21 protein-coding genes, 1 pseudogene and 1 other annotated feature are annotated in these 16577 nt (G+C 32.9%); all 22 genes and pseudogenes read left to right on the forward strand.

Annotation, left to right across the window (positions count from 1 at the left end):
- Nucleotides 1–831, forward strand: a complete 831-nt coding sequence (locus tag HMPREF9943_RS06890) for a Cof-type HAD-IIB family hydrolase (protein ID WP_004803375.1) — start codon at nucleotides 1–3, stop codon at nucleotides 829–831.
- Nucleotides 821–1654: a Cof-type HAD-IIB family hydrolase gene (locus tag HMPREF9943_RS06895; protein WP_004803377.1), complete on the forward strand. Its 834-nt coding sequence runs from the start codon at nucleotides 821–823 to the stop codon at nucleotides 1652–1654. Before HMPREF9943_RS06890 ends, HMPREF9943_RS06895 begins: the two co-directional genes overlap by 11 nt.
- Nucleotides 1641–2297, forward strand: a complete 657-nt coding sequence (locus HMPREF9943_RS06900) for a uracil-DNA glycosylase (protein WP_026624551.1) — start codon at nucleotides 1641–1643, stop codon at nucleotides 2295–2297. The genes HMPREF9943_RS06895 and HMPREF9943_RS06900 overlap by 14 nt, the downstream gene beginning before the upstream one ends.
- Complete coding sequence (locus tag HMPREF9943_RS06905; RefSeq protein WP_004803379.1) at nucleotides 2297–3508, forward strand: bifunctional folylpolyglutamate synthase/dihydrofolate synthase; 1212 nt, start codon at nucleotides 2297–2299, stop codon at nucleotides 3506–3508. The genes HMPREF9943_RS06900 and HMPREF9943_RS06905 overlap by 1 nt, the downstream gene beginning before the upstream one ends.
- 142 nt (nucleotides 3509–3650) lie before the next feature.
- The gene (locus HMPREF9943_RS06910; RefSeq protein WP_004803380.1) at nucleotides 3651–4778 is read left to right on the forward strand and encodes a glucose-1-phosphate adenylyltransferase; all 1128 of its coding nucleotides are present in this window, start codon (nucleotides 3651–3653) and stop codon (nucleotides 4776–4778) included.
- A gap of 13 nt (nucleotides 4779–4791) precedes the next feature.
- Nucleotides 4792–5907, forward strand: coding sequence for a glucose-1-phosphate adenylyltransferase subunit GlgD (gene glgD, locus HMPREF9943_RS06915; protein WP_004803381.1), 1116 nt, complete (start codon nucleotides 4792–4794; stop codon nucleotides 5905–5907).
- Complete coding sequence (glgA, locus tag HMPREF9943_RS06920; RefSeq protein WP_004803382.1) at nucleotides 5907–7337, forward strand: glycogen synthase GlgA; 1431 nt, start codon at nucleotides 5907–5909, stop codon at nucleotides 7335–7337. Before glgD ends, glgA begins: the two co-directional genes overlap by 1 nt.
- A gap of 716 nt (nucleotides 7338–8053) precedes the next feature.
- On the forward strand, nucleotides 8054–8392 hold the full coding sequence (locus HMPREF9943_RS06925; RefSeq protein ID WP_425244743.1) for a prealbumin-like fold domain-containing protein: 339 nt from the start codon (nucleotides 8054–8056) through the stop codon (nucleotides 8390–8392).
- Between the two features lie 12 nt (nucleotides 8393–8404).
- Nucleotides 8405–8653: pseudogene (locus HMPREF9943_RS10435) on the forward strand (Cna B-type domain-containing protein); the annotation flags it as partial.
- A gap of 3 nt (nucleotides 8654–8656) precedes the next feature.
- Nucleotides 8657–8806: a sortase B protein-sorting domain-containing protein gene (locus HMPREF9943_RS10440; RefSeq protein ID WP_338032735.1), complete on the forward strand. Its 150-nt coding sequence runs from the start codon at nucleotides 8657–8659 to the stop codon at nucleotides 8804–8806.
- 349 nt (nucleotides 8807–9155) lie between these two features.
- The gene (cysS, locus tag HMPREF9943_RS06935; protein WP_004803385.1) at nucleotides 9156–10499 is read left to right on the forward strand and encodes a cysteine--tRNA ligase; all 1344 of its coding nucleotides are present in this window, start codon (nucleotides 9156–9158) and stop codon (nucleotides 10497–10499) included.
- Entirely contained in the window at nucleotides 10499–10885 is a 387-nt protein-coding gene (locus HMPREF9943_RS06940; protein ID WP_004803386.1) for a Mini-ribonuclease 3, read from the forward strand. The genes cysS and HMPREF9943_RS06940 overlap by 1 nt, the downstream gene beginning before the upstream one ends.
- Nucleotides 10886–10897: 12 nt before the next feature.
- Nucleotides 10898–11623, forward strand: coding sequence for a 23S rRNA (guanosine(2251)-2'-O)-methyltransferase RlmB (rlmB, locus tag HMPREF9943_RS06945; RefSeq protein ID WP_004803387.1), 726 nt, complete (start codon nucleotides 10898–10900; stop codon nucleotides 11621–11623).
- 15 nt (nucleotides 11624–11638) lie between these two features.
- Nucleotides 11639–12226, forward strand: a complete 588-nt coding sequence (locus HMPREF9943_RS09740; protein WP_004803388.1) for a sigma-70 family RNA polymerase sigma factor — start codon at nucleotides 11639–11641, stop codon at nucleotides 12224–12226.
- Nucleotides 12227–12286: 60 nt separating this feature from the next.
- Nucleotides 12287–12436, forward strand: coding sequence for a 50S ribosomal protein L33 (gene rpmG / locus HMPREF9943_RS09940; RefSeq protein ID WP_081602245.1), 150 nt, complete (start codon nucleotides 12287–12289; stop codon nucleotides 12434–12436).
- Between the two features lie 11 nt (nucleotides 12437–12447).
- Nucleotides 12448–12756, forward strand: coding sequence for a preprotein translocase subunit SecE (gene secE / locus HMPREF9943_RS06955; RefSeq protein WP_004803389.1), 309 nt, complete (start codon nucleotides 12448–12450; stop codon nucleotides 12754–12756).
- A 1-nt stretch (nucleotide 12757) separates the two neighbouring features.
- Entirely contained in the window at nucleotides 12758–13315 is a 558-nt protein-coding gene (gene nusG, locus HMPREF9943_RS06960) for a transcription termination/antitermination protein NusG (RefSeq protein WP_004803390.1), read from the forward strand.
- A gap of 316 nt (nucleotides 13316–13631) precedes the next feature.
- The gene (rplK, locus tag HMPREF9943_RS06965) at nucleotides 13632–14051 is read left to right on the forward strand and encodes a 50S ribosomal protein L11 (RefSeq protein WP_004803392.1); all 420 of its coding nucleotides are present in this window, start codon (nucleotides 13632–13634) and stop codon (nucleotides 14049–14051) included.
- Nucleotides 14052–14135: 84 nt separating this feature from the next.
- Nucleotides 14136–14819 (forward strand): 50S ribosomal protein L1, encoded by a 684-nt coding sequence (gene rplA, locus HMPREF9943_RS06970; protein ID WP_040402734.1) that lies wholly within the window; start codon nucleotides 14136–14138, stop codon nucleotides 14817–14819.
- A 12-nt stretch (nucleotides 14820–14831) separates the two neighbouring features.
- Nucleotides 14832–14950 (forward strand) — a sequence feature (ribosomal protein L10 leader region).
- A gap of 34 nt (nucleotides 14951–14984) precedes the next feature.
- Nucleotides 14985–15539, forward strand: coding sequence for a 50S ribosomal protein L10 (rplJ, locus tag HMPREF9943_RS06975; RefSeq protein WP_004803396.1), 555 nt, complete (start codon nucleotides 14985–14987; stop codon nucleotides 15537–15539).
- A 23-nt stretch (nucleotides 15540–15562) separates the two neighbouring features.
- Entirely contained in the window at nucleotides 15563–15934 is a 372-nt protein-coding gene (rplL, locus tag HMPREF9943_RS06980) for a 50S ribosomal protein L7/L12 (RefSeq protein WP_004803398.1), read from the forward strand.
- Nucleotides 15935–15977: 43 nt separating this feature from the next.
- Entirely contained in the window at nucleotides 15978–16568 is a 591-nt protein-coding gene (locus tag HMPREF9943_RS06985) for a class I SAM-dependent methyltransferase (RefSeq protein ID WP_004803399.1), read from the forward strand.
- The last annotated feature ends 9 nt before the right edge of the window (nucleotides 16569–16577 follow it).

The following is a 16577-nucleotide window of genomic DNA, read 5'->3' on the forward strand; positions in this document are numbered from 1 at the left end:
ATGTACAAACTGATATTATCTGATTTAGATGAAACCTTACTGGTTAATCATCATGTTCCTGATTTTAATAGAAATGCAATATCCCGGGCAAGGAAAAAAGGAGTTAAGTTTGCGGTTGCTACAGGGAGAGCTTTTAATATGATTCCTGAAATTTTAGAAGAGCTGGGAACATATAATCAAGAAGATGAATATTCTATCTGTTTTAATGGTGCTTTGATTGTTGAACATAAGGATCAGAATATTATCTATTTTAACGGTCTGGATTATGATCTGTGTTCCAAATTATTTGAATATGGAAGATCTTTGGATGTTTGTGTATTGATATTTACTTTAGATTGTTGTTATATCTTTCATGCAGATAGTGATGAAGTGGAGAGAAAAACTGCTCAGAAAGCTCCATTTAAGATAATAGAAAATTATGATATGTCTTTTCTTAAGGGTGATCAGATTGCTAAAATACTTTTTATGAAGAGAGATATGGATTTTTTGATGAAATTAAAAAATCGGATGGAGACTGTTTTTGAAAATGTTTCATTTGCTTTTTCAAGTAATCGTTATATTGAAATGAATGCAAAAGGAGTTAATAAGGGTGTAGGATTACATTGGCTTTGTCATTATTTAGGAATTAAAGAGAGTGAAACTATCGCCATTGGTGATAATTATAATGATGTGTCTATGATCAAAGAAGCAGGGCTTGGATGCTGTGTAAGAAGTAGTCGTGATGATGTTAAAGCCATCAGTGATTATGTATGCAGACATGATTATGGAGATGGTGCTGTTAAAGAAGTGATTGAAAAATTTATTTTACAGGAGACAACAAATGAACTATAAATTAATTGCCTGTGATCTTGATGAGACTTTACTCAATGATGATCATATTGTACCTGAAAGTAATATTTACTGGATTCAGAAAGCAAGAAAAGAACATAATATTAAATTTGTGCCGGCAACAGGCAGGGGATATATGCAGATTCTTCCTGAATTACGGCAGTTGGGTCTTGATAAGCAAAAAGATGAATATGTTCTTTCTTTTAATGGCGGGGCTTTAACTGAGAATAAAGATTATCATTTGATTGACTGGCATGGCTTAGATTTTAATAAGATGAAAGAATTATTTGAATTTGGATTAAAACAGGATGTCTGTATACATGTTTATACAAATACCGTATTATATATCTATCATTTAAGTGAGAGTGAAAGAGAGCGTATCAAGCATCAGAAGCTTCAAGCTATTTATCCTGATGAAGATAGTGTTGATTTTTTAAAGGATGAACCTATTGCTAAAATACTATATCAGAATATTGATGTTCCTTATCTGATGAGTTTGGAAGATCAGTTGAAAGATATTACAGATGGGTGTGTTTCAGTTAGTTATTCTAGTAATCGTTATATGGAATTTAATGCTTTAGGTGTTGATAAAGGAGCCGGCTTAAAAAATCTGGCTCAAAAATTAGGATGTTCTATTGAGGAAACTATAGCTGTTGGAGATAACTATAATGATTTAACTATGCTTGATATGGCCGGCTTATCTGTTGCAGCCGGTAATGCGGTTGAAGATGTTAAGAAGGCCTGTGATTATACTACTAAGGCAAATAATAATGAAGGAGTTGTTGCAGAACTTATTAGAAAGTTCATTTATCATGAAGACATTTAGAGAGATTATAGAACAAGAAAGCAAGCAAGAATATTATCGGAGATTACATAGCTTTGTAGATGAACAATATGCATCATATACTGTTTTTCCGCCTTATAAAATGATTTTTCATGCTTTTAATTTCTGTGATTATGAAGATATCAAAGTTGTTGTTATAGGGCAGGATCCTTATCATGAACTGCATCAGGCTAACGGATTAGCCTTTTCGGTAAATAAAGGTGTTATAATTCCTCCATCATTAAGAAATATTTATAAAGAAGCTCATGATGATGTTGGAATAGATATTCCTTCACATGGTGATTTAAGCGACTGGGCAAGACAGGGAGTATTACTTCTTAATACTGTTTTAACTGTTCAGGAAGGACTTGCAAATTCTCATAAGATGCAGGGCTGGGAAATTTTTACTGATCATATTATTGAAGCAATGAATCAAAGAGATAAGCCACTGGTATTTATTTTGTGGGGCAGACAGGCGCAAAATAAAGAAGAGATGATAGATACAACAAAACATTTTGTTGTTAAAAGTGCACATCCTTCACCCTTAAGTGCGTCCAGAGGCTTTTTTGGAAGTAGACCTTTTTCTAAAACTAATGCTTTTTTAGAAAGTCGGGGTATTGATCCGATTGACTGGAGGATTAAATAGTGTTTAAGAATATTAATGAAGCCATACAATATATTGAATCACAGAGATCTAAGCATACTGTAGATGAGTTTAGACAGATTTTAAGACATTTGCATATTCCTATGAAACAAAAGAATATGATTCATATTGCAGGGACTAATGGGAAAGGATCAACAGTAAATTATATTAGAGCCATCTTAAATGCGCATGGTTATAAAACAGGTACCTTTACTTCACCTTATATAGTCAGTCATAATGATCGTATTCGGATAGATGATCAGCCAATCAGTGATGAAGATTTATTATTTTATATTAATAAACATTATCAGACTATTAAAGAGAAGCATTTATCGATGTTTGAGATAGATGTATTAATTATGCTTGATTATTTTTCTTCTCTGCCTTTGGATTATCGGATTATTGAATGCGGTATTGGCGGACTTAATGATAAGACAAATGTAATTGATCCTATTTTGTCGGCTATTACTAATATTGGAGATGATCATCTGAATCTGATTGGACCTAGCATTTATGATGTTATTAATGAGAAAATGGGTATTATTAAGCCTCACCAGACATTTGTTACCAGTGAGACAAGCGGTACCTTTTTAGCACGTCTGCAAGAACAATGTGATGTTATGGAAACAAAAATGGTTGTTGTACCGGAATATCTGGTTACTCACTATCCATATGAGTTTTATTATCGCGATATGTGCTTTAAGCTCATTGATCAAGGCATTTATCAGGTTTCTAATGCCAGATTAGCTTTAACCATATGTAATCAGTTTATTAAATTGAATTCCCAGAAAACGATATCAGCTATTGAAAATACACATTGGGCCGGACGTTTTGAAGTCATGAAATATAAAGGAAAAAAGATTATTCTTGATGGAGCACATAATAAGCCCGGATTAGCAGCTTTAATGAAATCTATTACTTCACAGCCTCATGAAAATTTAGCAGTTATTTTTGCATGTTTAAAAGACAAAGATGATATTGAGATGATAGAGCTTCTTGATTTGACACCTTATCCTGTCATTCTTACATCTTTTCAGGATGAAAGAAGCGTGGAACTGAAAGATCATGTAATGGGCGATCATATGAAATATATTAAGGATTATCAGGAGGCTATTAAAACCGCCTATCTGAAATATGATGAAATTCTTATTACAGGATCATTGCATTTTATTTCAGCAGTTAGAAAATTAATACAAAAACAGGAGGGAAAATGAGTTTATTTCTTCTCCTGTTTTTTAGATATACAAATAAATTAAAAGAAAAATAAAAAAGAGAAAATTTTACTATGACTCCTCTCTTTATTATGATAAAATAGAAACATAGAAAGCGATTACATATAGAAGGAGGAGATAAAATATGGGAAAAGAGTTAGTAGCAATGATTCTTGCCGGCGGACGTGGAACACGTTTAAAAGAATTGACTGCTAAAGTCGCTAAACCAGCTGTATATTTTGGGGGAAAATATCGTATTATCGATTTTCCTTTAAGTAATTGTGCAAATTCGGGCATTGATATTGTTGGTGTACTGACACAGTATGAGTCAGTTTTATTAGGAGCATATGTAGGTGCAGGAAGCAAGTGGGGTCTTGATGGAAATAACTCATTGGCAGCTATTTTACCGGCTCGTGAGAGAGGTGAAGTAGGCGCTACATGGTATGCAGGAACCGCTGATGCTATTTATCAGAATATCAGTTTCTTGGATCAGTATGATCCTGAATATGTTCTTATTTTATCAGGTGATCATATTTATAAAATGGATTATACGGAAATGCTGGCTGCACATAAAGAAAAGAATGCTGACTTAACGGTTGCAGTTTTAAATGTATCTAAAAAAGAAGCAAGCCGCTTTGGGATCATGAATACAAATGAAGATTTATCTATTTATGAGTTTGAAGAGAAGCCGGCAGAGCCGAAGTCTACACTGGCATCTATGGGTATTTATATTTTTACTTATAAAGAATTAAGGAAATATCTAATAGCTGATGCTAAGAAAAAAGACAGTAAACATGATTTCGGCATGAATATTATTCCGGATATGCTTGCTGACAATAAGCGTTTATTTGCTTATGAATTTAAAGGCTATTGGAAAGATGTCGGAACAGTAGATAGTCTATGGGAAGCAAATATGGATTTATTAGATGATCGTCAGTTGGATCTTTATAATACTAAGAAGGATTGGAAAATTTATTCTGAAGATACTTTAAGTAAGCCGCAGCTTCTTGGTGAGAATGCTTCTGTTAAACATTCTATGATTAATCAAGGATGTATTATTGATGGAACTGTTCAGGGATCTGTCTTATTTAATAATGTATCAGTGGGAAAGAATGCAAAAGTTATTGATTCAGTTTTAATGCCGGGAGTTTTAGTTGAGGAAGGTGCTGAAGTTTATAAATCTATTGTTGATGAAGGCATTACTGTTAAAGCCGGTGCCGTTGTAAATAAAGATGCCAAAGAGGTCGCACTTGTTGCGAAAAATATAAAGTAGGGAGGATGAAGAAATGGCTAATAAAGTAATCGGATATGTCAATTTACATTCAGATGTATCGCTTAATGGATTAACAGAGAAAAGACCAGTTGCTTCAGTCAGCTTCCTGGGTCGTTATGGCATTATTGATTTTGTATTATCGAATTTTTCTAATTCAATGATTGATAGTGTTGGTGTTTTAATTAAAGAGAAGCCAAGATCTTTATTAAAGCATATGAGTAATGGAAATGCATGGAATTTTAATTCTAAAAATGGCGGTATTAATCTGCTTTATAATGAGAAGCATGTTAATACGATGTATAATCATGATATTAATAATATTCTTGAAAATATTAAGTTCTTTGAAAAAGAGAATCCGGATTATGTTGTTGTGGCACCGAATCATATTGTAACAACTATGGATTATAGCGAACTTGTTGAAAATCATATTGCTTCAGGTAAGGATATTACTATTGTTGCAATGAAAACAAAGAATGCACATGAAGAGTTTATTGGTGGAGATTATATTAAGATAGATAGTGATACGAGAGAGGTTGTCGGCATTGAGAAGAATATGGGAACTGCTAAAAACAGAGTTGTATCTTTAGAAACATATGTTTTCTCTGCTAAGGTATTTGCTAAGTTCTTAAAGGATGCTCAGAAAATTTCTGCTTTCTTTGATCTTCGTGATATGCTTGCATACAGCGTCAATGAAAGAAGTATTAATATTTATGATTATAAAGGATTTGCGAAAGCAATTAATTCTTATGAATCATATTATGAAGTTTCAATGGGCTTCCTGTCTCTTGAGAATTCTACTCAGGTCTTTAAATCTAATTGGCCTATATTTACTAACACTAATGATACACCGCCAACTAAGTATCTTGATGATGCAAAAGTGGTAAGTGCATTTATAGCAAACGGTGTTATTGTGGATGGAACGGTAGAGCATAGTATTTTAGGACGTAATGTAAAGATTGGTAAGGGAGCTATTGTTAAAAATAGTATTATTCTGTCTGATTCAGTCATTGATCCGGGTGCTCATGTTGAAAATGTTATTGTGGATAAAGAAGCCAGAGTTAAAAATATTAAGACTCTTATCGGTGATTCAAAGAGCCCGACTTTTATTAAAGAAGGAGATATTGTTTGATGAGAATTGCCTTTGCAGGAGGTGAAGCACTTCCTTATATTAAATCCGGAGGGTTGGCTGATGTATTGGGGTCTTTGCCAAAAGAATTAGCTAAAAAAGGACATGAATGTTATGTTTTTTTGCCAAAATATGAAGATATTAAGCTTTCTGATACATTAGAGTATGTCACTAATTTTTATCTTTGGGTTGGCTGGAGAAGATGCTATTGTGGTGTTTTTAAAGCCGTTTATGAAGGCGTAACTTATTATTTTGTAGATAATGAGCAATATTTCAGAAGACCTGGACTTTATGGCTATGATGATGACTATGAGAGATTTGCATTCTATGATTTTGCGGTTTTAGAATGTCTTTCTCGTTTAGATATTATGCCTGATATTCTGTCTCTTCATGATTGGCAGGCAGCTATGATTGCACCGTTATATAAAGAGAGATATTGCTATTATGATTTTTATGGAGATGTAAAGATTACTTTTACTATTCATAATATTGCCTATCAGGGAAAATGTGATCCTAATTTGCTTCAGGATTTATTTGGATTAGATAATTATCTTTATTATAACGGTAACTGTCGTAATGACGGATGTATGAATATGATGAAGGCTGCTATTGTTTATAGTGATATTATTACGACTGTTTCACCTACTTATGCCAATGAGATATTGACAGATGCTTATGGTGAAGGACTGCAGTCTATTCTTAATATGAGAAGGCATGATTTATTCGGTATTTTAAATGGTATTGATTATGATGTAAATGATCCGGCTACTGATCCAAATATTGCTGTTAACTTTGATGTTTCTAATGTTAAAGCTAAGAAAATGGAAAATAAGCTTGCTTTACAAAGAGAGGTCGGATTACCGGAGAATCCTGATGTTGCTTTAATCGGAATAGTAACAAGACTGACATGGCAGAAAGGCTTAGATCTTATTATTAACAGGCTTGAAGAATTGCTTAAGAAAGAAGTTCAGCTTGTTATTTTGGGGGCCGGAGATGCAAAATATGAAGAACCTCTTAAACAAATAGCAGGTATTGATAATCCGAAAATTAGTCTACAATTAAAATATGATTTTGGCTTAAGCTGTCGTATTTATGCTTCTTGTGATATGTTTTTGATGCCTTCGTTATTTGAACCATGCGGTTTATCACAGATGATGTCATTACGTTATGGGACAATACCTATTGTTAGGGAAACCGGCGGATTAAAAGATTCAGTAGAGCCTTATAATGAATATGAAGATACAGGCACCGGCTTTAGTTTTGCTAATTACAATGCTCATGAAATGGAGCATACTATTGATTATGCTTTAAGTGTTTATTACAATAATAAAGAAGCTTGGGATCGGATGGTACAAAGAGCTATGAAGGCTAAGCTTGACTGGGATCGTTCAAGCGATGAATACATTAATGTATTTAATGCATTACTATATTAAATTGAATTTATCAGACTCATGTTTAGAAAACAAAAAAGGCTGATTCTGAGGACTTTTTCGGAAGACACTCGGAATCTGCTTTTTTATATGAATATGAGATTTAAAGTTAAAAAAATTGAGTATTGTTTTTGTGTTTTTAAATCAAATCATTCTGTTTTTACAATGGCTTAGTAAAAAATTATGATAAATATGCAGTAATGATCAAAGTAATATGTTTTAGTTAGGGAATAATATTTATATGTTTGGAGTTTGGAAACTTCATGAAGGAGCACTATACAATAAAATATGTTTCTTGATCGATTATAGCTAAAACTCTTTTATTCTAAAATGCGAATGTATTGCAATTATAATTGACAGAATATAATTTTATGATATTTTAAGTTAATTAGACTATGTTATATGGCTATGGTAAGCGAATTATCTATAGAATATCTTTATTTGTTAAAGAACAGAAAAACAAAGATAACAGAGTAAAGGCGAAATGAATAGTGAAAAATAAAATACAAAAAACCGGTTTTATTCTTTTAATGTTATTAATGGCATTAAGCAGTTTCATAGGGATAGCAGGAATGAATAAAACAGTGCATGCACAAAAATATTATTAGTGATTTATTTGTTGATAGAACAGAGATCAGGCAAGGATAGCATTTTCCGGTTAATGTAAAATTAGGCGGTAATGGAATAAGAGTTGTAGAAAATCAGGTGAATTAAAAATTATTAAGAAGATTGAAAATAAAAATATACCAATCAAAGTGGTAGAGTTTATTCTTGAAAGAAAAGATAATCGCGATATAGAGGTAAAAGAAAATAATACTTTTGTAAATAAAGGAAAATCTATCACACTAACAACAGATAAAGATGGAATTGCTAATATCAAAGGATTAAGAGCAGCAACATATATTATGAGAGAAAATAAAGCTCCAAACCGGATTGAATTTGATGTTAATGATCCAATAAAAAAAGAATTTACAGTATCAGATAATGATATTGAAGGTAAAGAATACAAGATAGAAAACAAAAAGAAAACTACCGATATAAATGTAGAAAAAATATAGAAAGATAGCCAAGGTAAGATAGTTAGTGCACCTTCAGCTATTAAAATTCAGTTATACAGAAACAATCAGCCACTTGGAAAAGCAGTAGAGTTATCTGCAAACAATCTTACTCATAAATGGGAAAAGTTAGATATAACAGATGATTATGGCAATCCTTATAAATATACAGTAAAAGAAGTTGGCGAAAAGTTTGGAAAAATTAAGCTAAATAATGAATTTTATATGGTGGAAGTAAAAGGTTCTGAAAAAGATGGATATACTATTGTGAATAAAAAACAGCAGTTAGAATCATCTGGAGTAAAGAAACCATCACCTAAAACAGGAGATAGTAATAAGCTATTTGTTTATATAACGCTGATCGGCTTATCAATAATCAGCTTAATTGTGTTAAAGAATATTAAGAAAAAAGTATAAAACGGAAAAAAGCTGTTTCTCGAATTTCAGATAAAAAGCTATGGAGCAGTCATAATAAATTCGGTCAAATGCCCGAATTTTTTCTTTAGTTTTTTGAGAATGATCTGTTTTACTTGAATGAAAGATTATTATTTGGTATAGTTAGATAAATTAGAAGCAGGAATGAATAGTAGAAGGAATTATTAGCGAGAGTCAGTTTGGTGAAAAGGACTTAATTAGGAATACTAGGATGCCCCTTGCTTGAGCTCTTTTAAAAGAAGAGACGTCGGACTTGCGTTAAAAGTATTGTGGCTTTATGAAAGTGGAACGTCTTTCATAATAGCTTTTTTTATTATATGAGGAGAGGCTTATGAGATTATTTAATACATATACAAATAAGAAAGAAGAGTTTATTCCTATTCATGATCATATGGTAAGTATTTATGTATGTGGACCAACTGTTTATAATTATGTGCATGTTGGCAATACCAGACCAATGATTGTTTTTGATGTTTTAAGACGTGTCTTAGAATATTATGGGAATGAGGTAATTTTTGTTTCTAACTATACTGATGTTGATGATAAGATCATTAAACAGGCAAAAGAAGAAGGTATTACAGAGAAAGAATTAACGGATAAGTATATTAAGGCATATGAGGATGTTAGAAATGGCTTAAATATAAAAGCTCCCACTTATACACCGAGAGTAACTCAGACTATGGATAAGATTATTGAATTTATTCAATCATTGATTGATAAAGGATATGCTTATCAGGTAGATGGTGATGTTTATTTTAGAGTACCTAAAATTAAAGATTACGGTCATTTATCCGGTATTAGAATAGAGGATCTTATTGAAGGAGCCAGTCGACGTACAGAAAGCAGTGATGATGCTAAGAAGGAAAGCTTATTAGATTTTGTGTTATGGAAAAAAACAGATGAAGGGATTCGATTTGAATCACCATGGTCAAAAGGAAGACCCGGATGGCATACAGAATGTGTGGTTATGATTAATGATATTTTTAAAGAATCAAAGATTGATATTCATGGCGGAGGTCATGATTTAAAGTTTCCTCATCATGAAAATGAAATAGCTCAAAGTGAAGCCTATAATGGAGATCACCTGGCAAATTATTGGGTTCATAATCAGATGATAAATATTAATGGAGAGAAGATGAGTAAATCTTTAGGTAATGTGCTATGGGCAAAAGATTTACTTTTGAAGCTTGGTATTAATGTTTATAAATGGCTTATGCTTTCTACTCATTATCGAAATCCTTTAAACTTTACTGATGAAGTTCTTAATAATGTAAAGAAAGAGACGACTAAAGTTGAAAATGTAGTAAAGGCAGCATCTTTATATTTACAGACTGAAAGGGTTAAAAAAGGTATTGTTTTAAAGGAAAAAATAGATAAGATAGCTGATGCTTTGTCAGATGACTTGAATACATCACTTGCTTTAACTCTTATATTAGAAGAAGTGAAGGTATTGAATCAGATTATGCGCACTAAAGAAAAAGATAATGAAATGATTTCTAATGAGTATGAAACATTGATGCAAATGACTGATTTAATAGGATTTAATTTTAAAACACCTGTATTAAGTGATGAAGATATTAACATATATAATCAGTGGAATAATTATAAGAAAGAGAAGAATTTTGAAGAGGCGGATCGATTAAGATCAAAATTGATGCAGAGAGGAATTCTTTAATGAAACCTGAATTAATGAATGCTTTGACTCTTGCCTATTTAGGGGATGCTGTATTTGAGGTCTATGTAAGAGAATATCTGATTTTAGAAAAGAATATTCAGAATTCACATGCTCTTCAGAAAGCTTCAGTTTCTTATGTCAGTGCTGATGCACAGGCTCTTTTTATCAAAAAAACTTTAGCACAAGGTTTCCTGACTGAAAGAGAGATAGATGTTTATAGAAGAGGACGTAATACCAAGACCAGACGTATCAAGAATGTGATTAATCATAATCATTCTTCAGGGTTCGAGGCATTAATAGGTACTTTATATTTAGAGAATAATAAGACCAGAATAAAGGAAATATTTGAAAAATATAAAGAGATTATAGAGAAAGATGAGATATAAGGTGATATCACTATGAAACAATGGATCTATGGAAGAAATACTGTTCGTGAACTGCTAAGAAATAATAAAAATATTAGTGAGCTTGTTTTCTTAAAAGGAAGCAGAAATGATGATTTAATTATGCTTGCTAAAAAAATAAAAATAAAGTATAGGGTGAGTGAAGATAAAAAAGAATTTAATACTTTAACATCTGGCGGTAATCATCAGGGAGTCATCGCAGTCATTGAATCCTATGGGTATTCGACAATTGAGCAAATGCTTGAAAAAATTCATGATAAATACCCTTTATTAGTGATGTTGGATGGTTTAGAAGACCCACATAATCTAGGAGCGATTTTACGTACATGTGATGCAATGAATGTTGATGGAGTGATTATTGGTAAGAATAGAAGTGTTAATCTGACATCTACAGTTGCAAAGGTATCAACAGGAGCTATTGATTATGTGAAAGTGGCTCAGGTGACTAATTTGGCAAGATGTTTGGAAGACTTAAAGAAGCAAGGGTTTTGGATTGTTGGCTGTGAAAATGAGGAATCAGAGGATTATCGCTGTATAGATTTTAATATGCCTGTAGTAGTTGTAATCGGGTCTGAGGGATCCGGGATTTCAAGATTGGTGAAATCTAAATGTGATTTTAAGGTTGTTTTACCAATGAAAGGGCATGTTAACTCATTGAATGCTTCAGTAGCAGCAGGAGTATTACTTTACCAGGTTTATAATTCACGTCATCCTCTATAAGCAGGAGGAGTATTTATGTTTGAAGACAATACGATGGAATTAATATATTTAGTAAAAACCGGCAATAAGATGGCGTATTATGAATTATGTCAGAGGTACTATCATATTGTTAAGAAAATGGTAAGAAAATCATATCATTATCGTTTAGGATCAGTTAATTCTGATGATCTTATTCAAATAGGAATGATTTGTTTTGATAAAGCTCTCTATTCTTATCGAGAGGATCGTGAAGCAAGTTTTTCGACTTTTATTAGAGTTTGTATTTCAAATAAGCTAATGACGGCGTTAAGAGATGATCAGACACGAAGTTTTTATGATTCTTTAGATGCCAGTTTGTCGAAAGCTGATCAGCGGACTCTTTTGGATATTGTCCCTGATGGGCATACTGATTATGTTCCTGATATTCAGTCTGAATTAAAAGAAGTTTTTGATAAATTAGGAAATTATGTTTTAAATCATTTGAATTATAGAGAAAAACAAGTTTTTCATATGTTTATATTAGGATATAAGCCAAATGAGATTGCTGATGAATTGCAGGTTAATCTGAAGACTGTTTATAACCTGAATTATCGGATTTTAAAAAAGATACGTACAGTGATATAAAATCAATTTGACTAGGTTTATATATTATGATAAATTAAGAAAGCGAAAGAGGTGATAGGCTTGAGAGAGAAAGTAATATTAGTATGTACAGAATGCCTGTCACGTAATTATTCGACTTATAAGAATAAACGTACAAATGTAAAGAGATTAGAAATTAATAAGTATTGTAAGAGATGTAATAAACATACTCTTCATAGAGAATCTAAATAGGAGGACTCTTCATGGATGCAAATGAAAAGAAAGAATTAAAAGAGAAAAGAAAACAAGAACGTCGTGAACTGCGTAAAGCAAAAAAACTTGAGAGAAAAAAATATATGGAAGATACTATTGATCAGAATCCTTTAAAGTTTAAAGAATGGTTCTCTTTAAGAGGTATTAGAGATGAATTAAAGAATGTTCATTGGCCTAGAGGAAAAGAGCTTGCTGTTGATGCAGGGGTAGTCTTATTATTTACTATTGTTCTTGGCGTATTTTTTTATGCAAGTGATGCTATTATTGCATTTATATTGAAAGCATTGGGGATGAATTAAAATGGCAGACATGAATGATGAAGGCAGAATGTGGTATGTTGTTAATACATATTCCGGACATGAAAACAAAGTAAAAGATAATCTTGAGAAAAGAATTGAATCTATGGGATTACAAGATCTTGTATTTAATATTTTGATTCCTACTCATATAGAAACTGAAATTAAAGATGGTAAGAAAGTTAATAAGGAGAAAAACATCTGGCCCGGTTATGTTTTAGTAGAGATGATTATGACAGATGAGGCCTGGTATGTTGTTAGAAATACTCCGGGTGTTACCGGATTTATTGGCTCAAGTGGAGGTGGTGCTAAGCCGTTCCCTCTTGCCAAACATGAAATAGATCCTATTTTAAAGAAGATGGGTATTCATACTTCAGCTGTTGAGATTAACTTTGATATTGGTGATGAAGTTAAGCTTCTTTCCGGCCCGTTTGCCGGTAAGACCGGAAAAGTTGATTCTATTGATAAAGAAAAAGAAACAGGAGTTGTTCTTGTAGAATTCTTTGGTAATTTAACACCTGTTGATACTGATTTGATCAGTATGGAAAAAGTAGAAGTTTAGATAGATGATGAATCATCTATCTTTTTTTATCTATTCTTTGCAAAATAATGTTATTGATACTTTATTTGGAGATAAAAATAAATTGAATCTTCTTTAAAGGAGATTTTTAAGTTATCACAGTCAGGTAGAGAGAATGTTTTATCTGAATTTTTTATGTTTTACTTTTATCTTTAAGAAGAAGAGTGTTTTTTTAACTTTATTATTGCATTTTATAAATAATCATATATAATGTTGTCGATACGGATGTATCTAGGCGTGGGAGGACTATGTTCTTTTGTACCACGGCGCGAACAAAATTTAATAGGAGGTGTGTCGCGTGAGCAAAAAAGTTGTAAGAGTGATGAAGATTCAATTTCCGGCTGGTGGAGCTAAACCGGGTCCTGCATTAGCAGGTGCCGGTATTCAGATGCCAAAGTTTTGTACAGCTTTCAATGATCAGACTAAGGAACGTGCTGGTGAAACAGTACCTGTTGTCTTAACTGTTTATGAAGATAAGAGCTTTGACTTTGTATGTAAGACTAGCCCGGCATCAGAATTAATTAAGAAGGCATGTAATTTAAAGAAAGCAGCTAGTGATTCAAAACAGACTGTTGCTACATTAAGTGCTGATAAGTTAAAAGAAATCGCTGAATACAAGATGCCTGATTTGAATGCGAATGATCTTGAAGCTGCAATGAAGATTGTTGCTGGAACAGCTCGCAATATGGGTGTTAAATGCGAAGGTATTGATGCTTAATTAAAAGTAAGTAATGCTTTGATGGATAAGATTCCGTCATTACAGTGGGAGGTCAATCCGTTAAGACCACTTAAGGAGGAAAATATGGCTAAGAAAAAAAGTAAAAAATATTTAGAAGCTGCTCAATTGATTGAAAAAGATAAAGCTTATTCAATAGAGGAAGCAGTTGAATTAGTAAAAAAGACATCTACAGCAAAATTTGATGAGTCTGTTGATGCAGTATTTAATTTAAACTTAGATACTAGACATGCAGAACAGCAGTTGCGTGGGGCTTTAGTACTACCACATGGAACAGGGAAAACAAAGACTGTTTTAGTTATTGCTGAAGGAGCAAAAGCTGATGAAGCTACAGCTGCCGGTGCAGATTATGTAGGATCTCAGGATTTATTAGATAAGATTGCCGGCGGATGGCTTGATTTTGATGTTGTAATTGCAACACCAAACATGATGGCCGGCTTAGGTAAATTAGGTAGAATTTTAGGTCCTAGAGGATTAATGCCTAACCCTAAGACTGGTACAGTTACTATGGATATCGAACAGGCAGTAAAGGATTCAAAAGGCGGTAAGGTTAACTACAGAACTGATAAAGATGGAAATGTACATATACCTATGGGACGTGTTTCATTTAGCGCTCAGCAGTTAGCAGAAAACTATAATGCAATCCATGACTTAATTGTAAGAGTTAAGCCGTCTGCTACTAAGGGAACTTATATTAAAAATATTGCAATCTCAGCTACTATGGGACCTGCAATCAGAATTCAGGGATAAAATCCCAATTTAATTGATGCAATCAATATACCGTAGACAGTAACAGCTTAATGCTTAATATGTTACCGAGGTAGTATTGTCATTTGATGACAACGCTCCTCTATGGTTAGGAGCGTTTTTATATAGCGTGTATATTGTTGCGATAAATTTTATGGAGGTGCAAGAATGGCTAAAGAAGAAGTATTAGCACAGAAACAGGCAATCATTGATGAAGTCACTGATAAGCTTAATAATTCAGCGTCTGTAGTAGTTGCTGAATATCGTGGTTTATCTGTTGCTGAAGTTACTGAATTGCGCCGTGCTTTAAGAGCAGAAAATGTAGATTTAAAAATCTATAAGAATAAGCTGGTAAAGCGCGCAACAGAAGCTACAGGAAAAACTGAATTGAATGAATACCTTGTTGGACCTAATGCAATGGCTTTTGGTACTGATGATGCAGTTGCTCCGGCAAGAGTACTGGCAAAGTTTGCTAAAAAGCATAAGAATTTGGTAATCAAATCGGCAATTGTTGAAGGTAAGTTATTAAATGTTGATGAAGTTAAGGCAATCTCAGCATTACCGGACAGAAAGGGTATGTACTCAATGTTACTTGGTACATTACAGGCTCCTGTCGCAAAGTTTGCTAGAGCAGTACAGGCTGTAGCGGATGCTAAGCCTGCTGAAGGATCTGCTGTCGCAGAGCCGGTGAAAGAAGAAGCAGCAGAAGCTGCTGCTGAATAAAAAAATATTTGGAGGAAAATACAATGGCAAAATTAACACATGAAGATATCTTAGCTTATTTAGAGGAAGCTACAATCTTAGAATTAAATGATTTAGTAAAAGCAATCGAGGAAAAATTTGATGTTACAGCTGCTGCTCCAGTTGCTGTGGCTGCTGCCGGTGCAGCTCAGGAAGATGAAGGACCTAAGAGCGTTACAGTTACTTTAACTGATATCGGTGCTTCAAAAGTTCAGGTTATCAAAGCTGTAAGAGGAATTACTGGCTTAGGCTTAGTAGAAGCTAAAGGCTTAGTTGATAAGGCACCTTCACCAATCAAAGAAAATATCCCAGCTGATGAAGCAGCTAAAATCAAAGAAGAATTAGAAGCTGCCGGTGCAACTGTAGAAGTAAAATAATCTTTGACAGAAAAAAGCCCTTTGGGGCTTTTTTTATAAAATTATGAATCATTATTATACGGACAATGTAGATCTTATTTCACAAAAGAAACAGATAGAATTCTATTATCGTAATCATTCTATTTCTTTTATTACAGATCATGGCGTATTTTCAAAAGATCGGGTAGACTATGGCAGCCATGTTTTATTAGAAGCTATTGAAATTAATGATGAAAAATCATTGCTTGATATAGGATGTGGCTATGGAGCTATGGGAATAAGTTTAAAAAAAGCTTATCCCTCTTTATATGTAGAGATGATTGATATAAATAATCGAGCATTATCTTTAGCTCAGGAAAATATTCGTTTAAATCATCTCAATAATATTATTTCTTATAATAGTTATTGTCTTGAAGAAGTAAAGAATAGCTTTGATATTATTATTTCTAATCCTCCTATCAGGGCAGGAAAGCAAGTTGTTGGAAAGATTATTAAAGACAGCTATGATCATTTGAATAATCAAGGGAAACTGGTGATTGTTATTCAGAAGAAACAAGGGGCACCCAGTGCTAAAAGGCTGATGGAAGAAACTTATGGCTTTTGTGAGATATTAAAAAGAGATAAGGGATATTATATTCTTTGTTCACAAAGATAAATGAACGCT

Origin of the sequence: Eggerthia catenaformis OT 569 = DSM 20559 (assembly GCF_000340375.1) — a bacterium.
GTDB classification, from domain to species: domain Bacteria; phylum Bacillota_I; class Bacilli_A; order Erysipelotrichales; family Coprobacillaceae; genus Eggerthia; species Eggerthia catenaformis.

Excerpts from the sequence above, each read along its gene's own strand:
- rplL (WP_004803398.1), top strand. The coding sequence starts at position 15,563 with ATGGCAAAATTAACACATGAAGATATCTTAGCTTATTTAGAGGAAGCT.
- secE (WP_004803389.1), top strand. The coding sequence starts at position 12,448 with ATGGATGCAAATGAAAAGAAAGAATTAAAAGAGAAAAGAAAACAAGAA.
- nusG (WP_004803390.1), top strand. The coding sequence starts at position 12,758 with ATGGCAGACATGAATGATGAAGGCAGAATGTGGTATGTTGTTAATACA.
- HMPREF9943_RS06900 (WP_026624551.1), top strand. The coding sequence starts at position 1,641 with ATGAAGACATTTAGAGAGATTATAGAACAAGAAAGCAAGCAAGAATAT.
- rplA (WP_040402734.1), top strand. The coding sequence starts at position 14,136 with ATGGCTAAGAAAAAAAGTAAAAAATATTTAGAAGCTGCTCAATTGATT.
- glgA (WP_004803382.1), top strand. The coding sequence starts at position 5,907 with ATGAGAATTGCCTTTGCAGGAGGTGAAGCACTTCCTTATATTAAATCC.
- HMPREF9943_RS06985 (WP_004803399.1), top strand. The coding sequence starts at position 15,978 with ATGAATCATTATTATACGGACAATGTAGATCTTATTTCACAAAAGAAA.
- HMPREF9943_RS06910 (WP_004803380.1), top strand. The coding sequence starts at position 3,651 with ATGGGAAAAGAGTTAGTAGCAATGATTCTTGCCGGCGGACGTGGAACA.
- rlmB (WP_004803387.1), top strand. The coding sequence starts at position 10,898 with ATGAAACAATGGATCTATGGAAGAAATACTGTTCGTGAACTGCTAAGA.
- HMPREF9943_RS06940 (WP_004803386.1), top strand. The coding sequence starts at position 10,499 with ATGAAACCTGAATTAATGAATGCTTTGACTCTTGCCTATTTAGGGGAT.
- glgD (WP_004803381.1), top strand. The coding sequence starts at position 4,792 with ATGGCTAATAAAGTAATCGGATATGTCAATTTACATTCAGATGTATCG.
- HMPREF9943_RS06895 (WP_004803377.1), top strand. The coding sequence starts at position 821 with ATGAACTATAAATTAATTGCCTGTGATCTTGATGAGACTTTACTCAAT.
- rplJ (WP_004803396.1), top strand. The coding sequence starts at position 14,985 with ATGGCTAAAGAAGAAGTATTAGCACAGAAACAGGCAATCATTGATGAA.
- cysS (WP_004803385.1), top strand. The coding sequence starts at position 9,156 with ATGAGATTATTTAATACATATACAAATAAGAAAGAAGAGTTTATTCCT.
- HMPREF9943_RS06890 (WP_004803375.1), top strand. The coding sequence starts at position 1 with ATGTACAAACTGATATTATCTGATTTAGATGAAACCTTACTGGTTAAT.
- HMPREF9943_RS09740 (WP_004803388.1), top strand. The coding sequence starts at position 11,639 with ATGTTTGAAGACAATACGATGGAATTAATATATTTAGTAAAAACCGGC.